This window comes from Winogradskyella forsetii (genome assembly GCF_013394595.1).
GTDB lineage: Bacteria > Bacteroidota > Bacteroidia > Flavobacteriales > Flavobacteriaceae > Winogradskyella > Winogradskyella forsetii.
Genome location: NZ_CP053348.1, coordinates 1,344,627 through 1,356,549 on the forward strand (window position 1 = coordinate 1,344,627; position 11,923 = coordinate 1,356,549).

The following is an 11,923-nucleotide window of genomic DNA, read 5'->3' on the forward strand; positions in this document are numbered from 1 at the left end:
TAATATTTAAAAAAATGAAACAAATTATATTATCCTTATTTGCTCTTGGGTTATTCAGCTTTTCCAATGCACAGACTAATGAAAAAAGTTTATTGACCATTCAGAAACAAGGTGTTTTTGCGGTTGGCGGTACTGTTGTTGAAGCCGAAGGAACATATAATCCCAACAATCCTAAAACTGAAGGACAGACTTTACACGTTGACCACGCTACGGTACAATATCAAATACCTGCTGATGCTCGTAAATTACCATTAGTGTTTTGGCACGGTTACGGTCAAACTGTAAGAACTTGGCAAACTACAGCTGATGGACGCGAAGGTTTCCAAACGATTTTTTTAAGAAAAAACTATCCTGTTTATCTAATTGACCAACCACGAAGAGGCCAAGGAGGAAGAAGCCCACAGGAAACTACAATTCCAGCAACACCAAACGAACAGTATTGGTTAGGTATGTTCCGTATTGCCAAGGGTGATGACTATATGTCCAACGTACAATTTGATAAAAGCCCTGAAACCTTAAATCAATTTTATAGACAAATCAGTCCCGATTTGGGTACTATAGATTTTGAAGTCAATACTGATGCAGTTTCGGCTTTGTTTGATAAAATAGGGAATGGAATATTGGTAACCCATTCGCATAGTGGTGGCCAAGGTTGGACAACAGCTATCAAAAACGAAAATATTAAGGCGATTGTATCTTATGAACCCGGAAGTGGTTTTGTGTTTCCAGAAGGTGAAGCGCCTTCAGCAATGGAAAGTGCAGGAGGCACATTAGAAGCAGTTAGTGTTTCTAAAGCAGACTTTTTAAAACTCACCAAAATTCCTATCATCATTTATTATGGCGATTTTATTCCTGAAACACCATCCGAATTTTATGGCACAGACAATTGGCGTACACGTTTAGCAATGGCTAAATTATTTGTAGCAACCATCAATAAATATGGTGGCGATGCAAAAGTGGTTCATTTGCCAGAAATAGGAATTAAAGGCAATACGCATTTCCCGATGTCAGATTTAAACAATAAGGAAATTGCAAAATTAATGGCTGATTGGTTAACTGAAAAAGGTTTAGATAAAACTTCAAATAGTGAAACTTCAATGGATGAAGAAATCAAAACACTCTCAAAGGCAAAGTGGCAATGGATGGCAGATAAAAATGTAGATAGTCTTTCAAATCTTTTTCACGAGAAAGCAAAATTTGTTCATATGGGCGGCACTTGGGGAACAGAACGTGAGTTACAAGTAATTAAAAGTGGTGGTATTTGGTATAAAAAAGCCGATGTGCATAATGTTTCTGTAGAAATATTTGGCAATACCGCCATTATTTGGAATGAAATAACACTATTAGCAGTAGTAGGCAACAACGAAGTAAGCAATCGTTTTATGGTTACAGAAGTGTATCAAAAAAATGGTAATGATTGGAAATTGACCAACTTAACATTCTCAAAACTGCTGTAACCCAAATTAAAACTAAAAATGATAAATGCAATGAAAAAATTAATAATCACAATAACAATGTCAATAATCGCTATTAATTCAGTAAGTGCTCAATACCATCAAAAAGCAGAGGAAAATCCATTTTCATTGGTCTATGATGGAGCAATTACAGAAAATGTAAAAGGAAAAGTAAATATCTATCCAGTTATATACAAACTCAACGGAATTGATATTGCTGCCAATGTTTATACGCCGGCAAATTATGACGCTTCAAAAAAATATCCGGCAATAACAATTGCACACCCTAATGGCGGTATTAAAGAACAGACCGCTGGACTATATGCACAAAAATTGGCAAAAGCAGGTTACATAACCATTACAGCCGATGCATCCTACCAAGGTGCAAGTGGTGGTGAACCGCGTCATACAGACAAACCACAATTCCGTACGGAAGATATTCACGGTATGGCTGATTTTATTTCACAATATTCAGGAGTTGATACAAACCGTATCGGTGCTTTAGGTATTTGTGGCGGCGGCGGTTATACACTAAAGGCAGTTCAAACAGATAAACGATTTAAAGCTGTAGCAACCTTGAGTTTGTTTAATACTGGAGTGGTTCGAAAAAATGGCTTTTTGAATTCGCAAGTTTCAACTATTCAAGAAAGGTTAAATCAAGCATCAGAAGCAAGAGAACAAGAAACTTCGGGTGGTGAGATTATGTATTCTGGTGTCGATGGAATTACAGATGAAGCATTAGCAAAAGTTTCAACACTTTTTTATAAACAAGGGTATGAATATTACTTTAGAACCCACACACATCCTAATTCAACTTTTCTTTATACCACAAGCAGTTTGATGGATTTAATGTCTTGGGATGCTACCGACAATATTGACCTCATAGATCAACCACTATTAATGATAGCAGGTAGTGAGGCACAAACATTATACTTAACTTTGGACGCTTTTCCAAAAGCAACTAATGCTAAAACCAAAGAATTATTTTTAATTGATGGTGCAACACATATCGAAACGTATTGGAAACCTGAATATGTATCACAAGCAGTAAATAAATTGGTTAAATTTTATCAAGCAAATCTTTAAAACCTTAAAAAATGAATTTTAACAATAGTTTAGTCATATTATTGGTTGGAGCTGTCCTATTTTCTTGCAATCAAAAACAAACAAATAATACTGTAGAACAACAATCTTTGGTTTTTCCAAAAGGGAAATTAATTGAGAATAATAATTTTATTGGTAATGCTTATTTATCAATGATGGTTTACGCAGATAGTATCAATAAAAATTCTGTTGGAAATGTCACTTTTGAACCTGGGGCAAGAACAAATTGGCATTTGCACCCAAACGGCCAAATCATTTTAGCTATTGATGGTAAAGGTTATTATCAGGAAAAAGGGAGTCCTAAAAAAATATTACAAAAAGGAGATGTTGTAAAATGTCCTGCCAACATTCTACATTGGCACGGAGCAGCAGAGAATAGTGAGTTTATTCAAGTTGCCATTACAAGTAGAATTGATGGCTCTACGGAATGGCTTGAAAGTGTGAGTGATGAAGAGTATAAAAATTAAATATAAATTTAAAGACTGCCTCTAAATGAATGGTCTGTAAAGACCATTTTTTATTCATAAAACAACACTACTTATTGAACTTTACCAACAAAATAAATAATTTAAACGAACAGCTCAATTTTATTAACCTTGAAATAGACGACCCAATTGAACAGTGTGAAAAGGCAATAGGAATTATTGTTACAGCTGTTGAAAGCTTGAAGAATCAAATAAGTAAACGAAAGTTTAAGTCGCAAGTGGAAGAAATTAAATTCTTTAAAGAAATAAAGCCACAGTTCACTTCAAAACTAATATACTATAATAAAATTTATAAAATCGAAACCAAAAAACCTCGTGGAGGTCGTAGAATTGTAAAGAAATATTATAGAGAAGAGCTGCAAAAATTAAAACGTTTTTTTGATTATGAACTAGAGTTTTATAAATATTATAGAACAGGAAGTGCTTATCTTGATTATAAATATTTTGTACGGGGAAACTTTGACATTAAATTAAGTTTGGATTCATTGTATTTTGAATCAGACTTAACATTTGCAACACTTCACAGTTATAAAGTAGCAAAAATTAAGGCAAACGATTTACTAGAAGTATTTATTGAAAATAAGCTTCAAGAAACAAATAATAGTTATAGGCAAAAATCACAACACAAACCCAACTCGGGTTTAATCTGGACTGGCTCAAAAGTTTCTCTAATAGAGCTATTATATGCATTACATTCTGAAGGGGTGTTTAATAATGGTGCAGTAGATTTAAAGGACATCGCTTTATACTTTGAGTCCGTATTTAATGTTAATCTAGGTCAGTACAGACGTACATTTTTAGAGATAAGAATGAGAAAATCAAACAGGACAAAATTCATAAATTCCTTAAAAAAGATTCTTTTAAAAAGAATGGATGATGCCGATTACTAAAAATCCTTCACAACACAATCCCCGTTGTGAATAAAGATTATCAAATTCTTTCATATTTGCCAAACGAAAGTCAAATCACATTAATAGCTACTGCTGCGAATGTAAATTCAAGGCGGTAGCTATTTTAAACTAAAATCTTTTATTATGGCAGCAACAATCATTACTACTGAAGATCTTCGAGAATTTAAACATGAATTATTAGAAGATATCAAAGAAATCATTAACCATCAATCAGGTTTTACACCTAAAAAGTGGCTAAAGTCACTAGAAGTTAGAGACCTTTTAAGTATCTCACCAGGAACATTACAAAATCTTCGTATTAACGGAACTTTACCATATACCAAAGTTGGTGGCGTAATCTATTATGATTATGAAGAAATTCAAAAAGTAATGGAAGACAATAGAATTCATAATAAATTCTAGTTCTCACGAGAGTGGGAATCTTTCCATATGCAAAATGTCAACTACATAAAACACCTAAAAGGTGTATTCATTCAATTCTCAAAAGATAGTCGATTAAACCCAACACATATAAGTTTGTATGTAGCACTATTTCAAATTTGGAATAGTAATCGGTTTATGGAGGAATTCTATATCAATCGTGAAGAGATTATGGGTTTTTCAAAAATTGGTTCTAAGTCAACATATCATAAATGCATTAAAGAATTAAATCATTGGAAATATATCATCTATTACCCGTCACACAATCCATTTAAAGGAAGTAAAATTAAGATGTTCAATTTCGAGACAAGCTCTAAACAAGTAGTGGACTCATACAATCCTAAAAATGGACAAGCATTGGTATCTATTAATAAACATATACAAACAAATAAAAACATTAATAAACTTGACCAGCCAAAAAATGAAAAAGAGGTCATCGATTTTTTCAAAAAAGAAAACTGGTCAAAAATTGAAGCACAAAAATTCTATAATCATTATCAAGGAATCGGTTGGAAAGTTGGAGGGAAAACAAAAATTGTCAATTGGCAAGCAACAGCCAAAAATTGGATGCTAAAAGCTGAAGAAATAAAAAGTAAAGAAACTCAAAAATCAGTTAGCCAAAATCAAGACAACCTAAAGACTAGTAAAAACAAAAACTACAACGAACCACTCTAACTGTCATTGCGAACCCAATGAAGCAATCTTAATAAGCATCAGATGAACAACATAAAACCACACATTATAATAGAAAAAGGAGTTCAATACCAATTAGGCGAACTAAATGATAATAATATTTCATATGATTTCAATAAAATTCTAATATACCTAGACGCAAAAGGGAAATTACTGTTTGGTAAAAACTTCAAGATTTATGAAGAAGATGAGGTAGTACTATACAAGCTGTGTATTTATTTTATTAGGGATTTTGAAGCATGCAAAAAATTAGAACTAGACCCAAACAAGGGCATTTTATTATCAGGGCCTGTAGGATGCGGAAAAACAAGTTTAATGAAATTACTTCGTAACATTGTGCCTCATCACAAACCCTATGAAATCATTCCTGCAAGAAACATAACTTTTGCATTTAACAATATTGGTTTTAAAACCATTGAAGAATATGGCAATAGTAGTTTTTACTGCTTTGATGATTTAGGTGTTGAAACAACCGGAAGACATTTTGGTAAAGACTGCAACGTTATGGGAGAAATTTTGTTATCACGTTACGATTTATTTTTTAAACACGGTATTAGAACACATGCAACTACCAATCTAAACGCACAAGAATTGGAAGAAAGATATGGTAATCGTGTACGTTCTAGAATGCGTCAATTGTTTAATTTGATAGCTTTTGATAAGGAAAGTGTTGATAAGAGGGTGTAAAAGAAGTTTAGACGTGCATTGTTATTCGGTATTAACTCAATATATTTGTCTAATACACTAATAAATTGTGTCAATATGAGTATAAATCGTATTAAAGTAGTTTTGGTAGAAAATGGAATAAAAAACAAGTGGCTTGCAAAAGAGCTTGGTAAAAGTGAGTCTACTATTTCTAATTGGTGTACTAATGAAAGTCAACCATCTCTTGAAACGTTATTAGAAGTAGCAAATGTGTTAGATGTTGATATTAGAGAATTATTAATACCTACTAAATAATATGGCAGAAGTACCATTTACTGTATCTGCTCGAACTGCAAGATTAATAGGTCAAGAAAACTTTGCTAATGCGGGTGGTGCAATTATTGAATTGATTAAAAACTCATATGATGCTGATTCAATAATTGGAATTGTGGTAGTTGACCCTATTGATGATCAAATTTTTATTATTGACGGGGGTATTGGAATGACAGAAGAAAAGATAAGAAGCCATTGGATGATTATTGGTACTGACGATAAGCTAGAAGACCCTTTTTCTACTGACTCAAGAGTTAAGACCGGAGCTAAAGGGATTGGAAGATTTGCGATAGATAGACTGGGGTCTAAATGTGATATGTTTACAAAACCAATAGATAATGAAAAAGTTATCAAATGGTCTGTAGATTGGGAGAAATTCAATCAAAAATCTGCTGTTATTTCAGATATAAAAGCTGATTTAAATACAATTGAAGATGAGAGTATTATTCATTTAGCTAAAGATATTTTAACTAGCTATGGTATTGATGATTCTATTTTTGAAGAATGGACGGAGGATAAGGGTACGATAATTAGAATTAGTGAATTACGAGATGACTGGCATCAAAAAGCTATTGCGATACTTTATTCTAATTTAGAATTATTAGTGCCACCTAAAATTGTGTCAAAATTCGATATTCATTTATTTTCTTCCTTAAACCCTATTGGGTATGGAAAAGTTGATTCAACTGTTTGTGATGATTATGATTATAAGATTGTATCAACAAATGATGAAGAGGGAAATGTTAATATAAAAATATATAGAAATGAATTAAATTTCGATGAATTAGATATGATTGGTTTTTTTAATTCAGAAATAGTAGAAAATTCACCAGAAATATATGGTAAAGAAATATTTCATCAAGGTTATTTTGAACATAATACAACTTTGAAAGGTCTTTTACCAGGTTTTAATGATGTTGATAATAATATAGCAAAGATAGGTTCGTTTGATTTTGAGTTCTATTTTATGAAGAGAGGTGGTGGTCAAGAAAAAGATGAAATTCAAAAATACCCATATAAAAGTGTTAATTATAGAGATAGAGTTAAATGGTTGAATGAATTTGGAGGAATAAAACTATTTCGCGACTATTTTAGAGTGAGACCTTATGGAGAAGTTAGAAGTAATTCTTTTGATTGGTTAGATTTAGGAAAAAGAGCATTACAAAATCCAACTGTAACTCGTCCAGGCTATAAAGTTAGACCTCAACAAACATATGGTATTGTTAATATTTCTCGTATTCACAATGTTTCCTTTGAGGATAAATCAAGTAGAGAAGGTATTCAAGAAAATGACGCTTTTGCTCTTTTTAAAAATATACTAATTGAGATTATTAATGTTTTTGAAAATGATCGTAATCAAGTCATGATGACCTTGAAGAAGATTTATGATGAAAATAATAAAAGGGAGCAGGCGAAAGAAGAGGCCAAAAATAAAGCTAAAGAGAAACAGTCAGGTAAACCTTCGGATGACCCAAATGAAGAGGATACAGATACTTTGGTAAAAGGTGTTCTTGCCTTTGAGGAAGAAAATGAAGATTTAAAAGATGAGCAAAAGTTGCTTCGAGTACTTGCTAGTGCAGGTATGATAGTTACTTCTTTTGCACACGAGTTAAAAAATATGAGTGACAGTTTGTTGCCAAGAACCTCTGATTTGAAATTGATATTATCAGGTTTAATTGATAAAAATAAGATTGATGAATTACCAGAAGAGCTTAATCCTATAATTTTAATAAATGACATTCAAGAACAAGATAAAAAACTTAAACATTGGTTGGACTTCTCTTTAGGAGCAGTAAAGAAAGATAAACGAACTAGAAAAAATATAGATCTTGTTGATTATCTTATAAAGTTCGAAAGGTTATGGAATTCCATATTACAAAAAAAGAAAATAGAGTTTTCAATAAAAAGAGGAGTGTTTTCAGAGGTCTTTTTTAAAGGACACGAGATTGATTTAGATAGTATTTTTAATAATCTGATTGCTAATTCAGTAGATGCGTTCAATAGGTCTGATGCAACTGATACACGAAAGATTGAATTTAGGTTTGAATACGATATAAAAACAGGTATAAGTGTTGTTTATGAAGATTCGGGTCCTGGTTTAGAAAAGGAAATAGTAGATCCTAACAAAATATTTTTACCATTTGTAAGCACAAAAAGGGATGAACATACAGGAGAACAAATTGGAACAGGTTTGGGTATGTGGATTATAAAATCTGTAATAGATGAGTATAATGGATCTATTAGGTTGTCAAAGGTCAGACCGGGTTTTCAAATTAATATAAAACTTCCAGCATAAAATGAGTTACAAAGTAGCATATATAGACGAAATGGATTCTGATATTAGATCCTTTAAAAGAAGTGTATTATTAAGAGCTAATGAAAAGTTTGAGGTTGTAGCAATAAAACCAAAGGCTAATATAAATGATACAGTATCAATGATTTTTGAAAATTTTGTAGATGCTGTTGTCGCAGACTTTAGATTATCAGAGGAAGACCCAACAGTTCACTATAATGGTTCTGACTTGATAAAAGAGGTTCTAAACATAAGAGATGACTTTCCTGTGTTTATTTTGACTTCATTTGAAGATGATGCGGTGGACCAAGGTTTCGATGTTAATATTGTTTATGAAAAAGTAGATGTGCAAGAAACTTCGAAGTTTTTTGATAAAGTAATTTTGCAAATTAAAAAGTATAAGGCTAAAATAGAATCTGCTGAATTAAGAATTCTTGAACTTACTGAAAAAAGGAAAAATAACCCTCTTACTAATTCAGAGGAACAAGAATTTTTAGAGCTAGACTCTTTAATTGAAAAATCTTTAGATAAACAGTCTAAAATTCCAGTAGATTTAAAGGCTACTACAAATTCAGAGAGACTAAAGGAATTACTTAATAAGGCAGATAAGATAATTGAAGCAATAAATAAGAAGAATTTGGATGGAGAAAATTAATTTTAGAAGCAAAGCGCCTATTCGAACATATTCTGGAAAAAATTATACCAATTATAGAAAGTATAAGCCTTATTTAAAGGAAGATTTTAATGGTAGATGTGGATATACTGATTGTAGTCAACTTTGGTTTGGAGGTTCAAATAGTTTCCATATTGATCATTTTAAACCAAAATCGATTCACCCTCATTTAGAAACAGAGTATGCAAATTTAGTGTATTCTTGCTCTTATGTTAATATAGCAAAGGGAGATGATGACTCTGATTATTTAGATCCATGTGAAGACGATTATAACCATCATTTTTATAGAGATAGAGTTGGCAATATTTTTCCAATGACTCAATCTGTGAAAGCAAATTATATGTTTTCTAAAATGAAGCTATATTTAAAAAGATATTCTGTAATTTATATGTTAGATTTTTTAAGGCAAAAAATGAGCTTGATTAGTGAAATGATTTCTGATATGAAGGAAGGAGAGGATAAAAAGGAGTTATTAATGTTGCAGGGAGAATTAGCAGTAGAGTTTTTGGAATATTTAAAATACCTAGAAGTTGAACAATGAAAAAAAAAGAAATAGGTTCATATTACACACCACTTCATTTAGCAAAATTTATTGCTGATTACTGCTTGTCTCAAATAGAGAAGCCTAATATTACTGTGCTTGAACCAAGTGTTGGTGATGGTAATTTTGTACAGGCTATAAATGAAATTGAAGCATTAAATAATTTTAATAAAATCAATTTAACGATTGTAGAAAGAGAAAATACGGAATTAAAAAAAGCAGTAAAAAAGAACAAGAATAAGTCTATAAAAGTAACCGCTTTAAATAAGGATTACCTTAATTTTCATTCTGATAGCAAAAAGAAATTTTCAGCCATACTAGGAAATCCGCCTTATGTAAAAAGTAATTATCTTACTGACGAGCAAAAGAAACTAGCAAAAGAGATTCATTTAGAACAAAATCTTTCAGATAGAAAAATTAATAATATTTGGACATCATTTTTAATTAGTGGTATATCTAAATTACAGTCGGATGGGCTATTGGCTTTTGTGCTTCCTCTAGAGTTGTTACAAGTTAAGTTCACTGAAGAAATTCGCAACTTGCTTAAAAAATCTTTTGAGCGTATTGAGATTTTTATGTTTGATGAGCTTCAATTTTTAGAATGTAAAGGTCAAGATACAGTATTGTTAATCGGTTATAAAAAACATAAAGTACCAGGTACATTTTACACAACTATAAAGTCTATGGAAGAGCTTCAAAATAGAAGTTTCAGATTATATAGTAATGAAAGTGTATCTGAATCCAATAAAAAGTGGACTCACCATTTTATAACACCGGAAGAGCATACATTTCTTGAGAATATAAAAAAAGACTTAAATCTAGTTTCCGATTATGTAGATAATAAAGCAGGTATTGTAACAGCAGCAAATAACTATTTTATTGTTGATAAGGAAACTTTAAATAATTACGAATTAGAAGAGTATGCAAAGCCTATCGTGCAAAAAGGATTCTTTGTAAATGGATCTGTTACTTTTAATAAACATGATTATTCAAAATTAATAAAGAATAATAAGCCTGCATTTTTATTAGATTTTAACGATTTAGATATTCAAAACATTCCTTCGAATGTACAGGATTATATAGCTTTAGGAGAAGAAGAAAAGCTTCAAGAGAGATTCAAATGTAAGCAACGCACCAATTGGTACCAAGTGCCAAATATTGCAAAACAATCAAAGGCATTTTTCTTTAAGAGAGCTCATGAATATCCTAAATTATTGAAGAATGAGGCAAATGTTTTTGTAACCGATAGCGCTTATAATGTTACTATTAAAGATGATTTTAATTTAAATGATTTTATATTCTCATTCTATAACTCATTAACGCTCGCTTTTGCTGAATTGGAAGGACGTTATTATGGTGGTGGTGTTTTAGAGCTTACACCAAATGAGTTTAGGGTGCTGCCTATACCAATGGCTGTTCACAATGATTTTAATTCATATAAAAAGGACTTTAAAGGTAAACAAGATATTAAGGATGTACTATTTAAATATAATTATCAAATTTTAAATAGCTCTCTTAATCTTAATCCAGAAGAGATTAATAAAATTGAATCAATTAGAAAGAAATTGGTTAATAAAAGACATCGTAAATAGTTATTGTTTTTCAGTATGAATTTCGAAAATCTCATAGCAATAGTATCCTCTTTAATGGGAATTTATACATTCCTAAAGTCAGAGATTTCTTTTATTTCACTTTTAAAAAAAACAAATTTTAAAATAATTTGTCCCAAATGAAATTTTTGTGTCACGTTTAATTATTTATAATCAATAAGTTAAATCTGAAAAGGGTCATGGGTTCTGACCCCTTATTTTAAATAAAATAGATCTTTTCAATTTCCCCACAAGCCAAAATCCAGTTTTCTCGTTCCTCAAAACCCTCTGTCTTTTGGTTTGTTCCGCTATCCAACGCGCATGTAGTTTTTGGTTGCCAACGCTCACACAGCACATTGCTTCTTTTGCTTAAAGTGCTATTTTCATAATTGTCTAATCAAAAAAGCAAAGAGCTGTTCCCAACGCTCACACCAAAAACTACCCAAAGCTATGTTTACATAATGCGCAGTTATAGTAGCATTCATTCACTTTCTGTACTATAACGCCATTATGTAAAATATCCGCTCACCAGCCGCCAATTCCGAACTCAAATTGAAGTGTAGAACACACAATATTTCCATCTTTTCCCCACCACCCACTTCAACGGTGTAGGTTACAGCAATTATTAATGTTTGCCAAGTGTCTGCGGTAGGATGCATTACATTCGCTCAATCCCTTATCAGGGAATCGCTCTTTCCATTTACCCACCTCAACACCGCGCATAAAAAAAGAGCATTTTTTAGAAAATGCCCTTTATTTATCTTTCCAACCGCTCAACATCA

13 protein-coding genes are annotated in these 11,923 nt (G+C 31.6%); 12 read left to right on the forward strand and 1 reads right to left on the reverse strand.

Translation table 11 applies throughout. From position 1 onward, the window contains the following. Positions 1-14 precede the first annotated feature (14 nt). The 12 genes from HM987_RS05765 (at position 15) to HM987_RS05820 (ending at position 11,144) form a co-directional block, all read left to right on the forward strand. On the forward strand, positions 15-1,457 hold the full coding sequence (locus HM987_RS05765; RefSeq protein WP_179006063.1) for a DUF4440 domain-containing protein: 1,443 nt from the start codon (positions 15-17) through the stop codon (positions 1,455-1,457). 30 nt (positions 1,458-1,487) lie between these two features. Then, positions 1,488-2,540, forward strand: coding sequence for an alpha/beta hydrolase (locus HM987_RS05770; RefSeq protein ID WP_179006064.1), 1,053 nt, complete (start codon positions 1,488-1,490; stop codon positions 2,538-2,540). 11 nt (positions 2,541-2,551) lie between these two features. Next, positions 2,552-3,025, forward strand: coding sequence for a cupin domain-containing protein (locus HM987_RS05775; protein ID WP_179006065.1), 474 nt, complete (start codon positions 2,552-2,554; stop codon positions 3,023-3,025). A 74-nt stretch (positions 3,026-3,099) separates the two neighbouring features. Continuing rightward, positions 3,100-3,933, forward strand: a complete 834-nt coding sequence (locus HM987_RS05780) for an RteC domain-containing protein (protein ID WP_229724619.1) — start codon at positions 3,100-3,102, stop codon at positions 3,931-3,933. A 144-nt stretch (positions 3,934-4,077) separates the two neighbouring features. After that, positions 4,078-4,356 (forward strand): helix-turn-helix domain-containing protein, encoded by a 279-nt coding sequence (locus tag HM987_RS05785; protein WP_179006067.1) that lies wholly within the window; start codon positions 4,078-4,080, stop codon positions 4,354-4,356. 189 nt (positions 4,357-4,545) lie between these two features. Further along, complete coding sequence (locus HM987_RS05790) at positions 4,546-5,049, forward strand: hypothetical protein (RefSeq protein ID WP_306293659.1); 504 nt, start codon at positions 4,546-4,548, stop codon at positions 5,047-5,049. Positions 5,050-5,091: 42 nt separating this feature from the next. Then, positions 5,092-5,754, forward strand: a complete 663-nt coding sequence (locus HM987_RS05795; RefSeq protein WP_179006070.1) for a P-loop NTPase family protein — start codon at positions 5,092-5,094, stop codon at positions 5,752-5,754. A 75-nt stretch (positions 5,755-5,829) separates the two neighbouring features. Then, a complete protein-coding gene (locus tag HM987_RS05800) occupies positions 5,830-6,027 on the forward strand; it encodes a helix-turn-helix transcriptional regulator (RefSeq protein ID WP_179006071.1) in 198 nt (65 codons plus the stop codon). Position 6,028: 1 nt separating this feature from the next. Then, positions 6,029-8,341, forward strand: a complete 2,313-nt coding sequence (locus tag HM987_RS05805; RefSeq protein WP_179006072.1) for a sensor histidine kinase — start codon at positions 6,029-6,031, stop codon at positions 8,339-8,341. A gap of 1 nt (position 8,342) precedes the next feature. Further along, the gene (locus HM987_RS05810; RefSeq protein WP_179006073.1) at positions 8,343-8,993 is read left to right on the forward strand and encodes a DNA-binding transcriptional response regulator; all 651 of its coding nucleotides are present in this window, start codon (positions 8,343-8,345) and stop codon (positions 8,991-8,993) included. After that, on the forward strand, positions 8,980-9,552 hold the full coding sequence (locus HM987_RS05815; protein WP_179006074.1) for an HNH endonuclease family protein: 573 nt from the start codon (positions 8,980-8,982) through the stop codon (positions 9,550-9,552). The genes HM987_RS05810 and HM987_RS05815 overlap by 14 nt, the downstream gene beginning before the upstream one ends. Then, positions 9,549-11,144, forward strand: a complete 1,596-nt coding sequence (locus HM987_RS05820) for an Eco57I restriction-modification methylase domain-containing protein (RefSeq protein ID WP_179006075.1) — start codon at positions 9,549-9,551, stop codon at positions 11,142-11,144. The genes HM987_RS05815 and HM987_RS05820 overlap by 4 nt, the downstream gene beginning before the upstream one ends. Positions 11,145-11,638: 494 nt before the next feature. Here HM987_RS05820 and HM987_RS05825 read toward each other — a convergent pair whose 3' ends face one another. Continuing rightward, positions 11,639-11,800, reverse strand: coding sequence for a hypothetical protein (locus HM987_RS05825; RefSeq protein WP_179006076.1), 162 nt, complete (start codon positions 11,798-11,800; stop codon positions 11,639-11,641). Positions 11,801-11,923: the final 123 nt, after the last annotated feature.

What these genes read in the sequence shown, in the direction of transcription:
- HM987_RS05775 (WP_179006065.1), top strand. Translation starts at nt 2,552, where the DNA reads ATGAATTTTAACAATAGTTTAGTCATATTATTGGTTGGAGCTGTCCTA.
- HM987_RS05770 (WP_179006064.1), top strand. Translation starts at nt 1,488, where the DNA reads ATGAAAAAATTAATAATCACAATAACAATGTCAATAATCGCTATTAAT.
- HM987_RS05795 (WP_179006070.1), top strand. Translation starts at nt 5,092, where the DNA reads ATGAACAACATAAAACCACACATTATAATAGAAAAAGGAGTTCAATAC.
- HM987_RS05765 (WP_179006063.1), top strand. Translation starts at nt 15, where the DNA reads ATGAAACAAATTATATTATCCTTATTTGCTCTTGGGTTATTCAGCTTT.
- HM987_RS05800 (WP_179006071.1), top strand. Translation starts at nt 5,830, where the DNA reads ATGAGTATAAATCGTATTAAAGTAGTTTTGGTAGAAAATGGAATAAAA.
- HM987_RS05785 (WP_179006067.1), top strand. Translation starts at nt 4,078, where the DNA reads ATGGCAGCAACAATCATTACTACTGAAGATCTTCGAGAATTTAAACAT.
- HM987_RS05815 (WP_179006074.1), top strand. Translation starts at nt 8,980, where the DNA reads ATGGAGAAAATTAATTTTAGAAGCAAAGCGCCTATTCGAACATATTCT.
- HM987_RS05810 (WP_179006073.1), top strand. Translation starts at nt 8,343, where the DNA reads ATGAGTTACAAAGTAGCATATATAGACGAAATGGATTCTGATATTAGA.
- HM987_RS05820 (WP_179006075.1), top strand. Translation starts at nt 9,549, where the DNA reads ATGAAAAAAAAAGAAATAGGTTCATATTACACACCACTTCATTTAGCA.
- HM987_RS05805 (WP_179006072.1), top strand. Translation starts at nt 6,029, where the DNA reads ATGGCAGAAGTACCATTTACTGTATCTGCTCGAACTGCAAGATTAATA.
- HM987_RS05790 (WP_306293659.1), top strand. Translation starts at nt 4,546, where the DNA reads ATGGGTTTTTCAAAAATTGGTTCTAAGTCAACATATCATAAATGCATT.
- HM987_RS05825 (WP_179006076.1), bottom strand. Translation starts at nt 11,800, where the DNA reads ATGCATCCTACCGCAGACACTTGGCAAACATTAATAATTGCTGTAACC.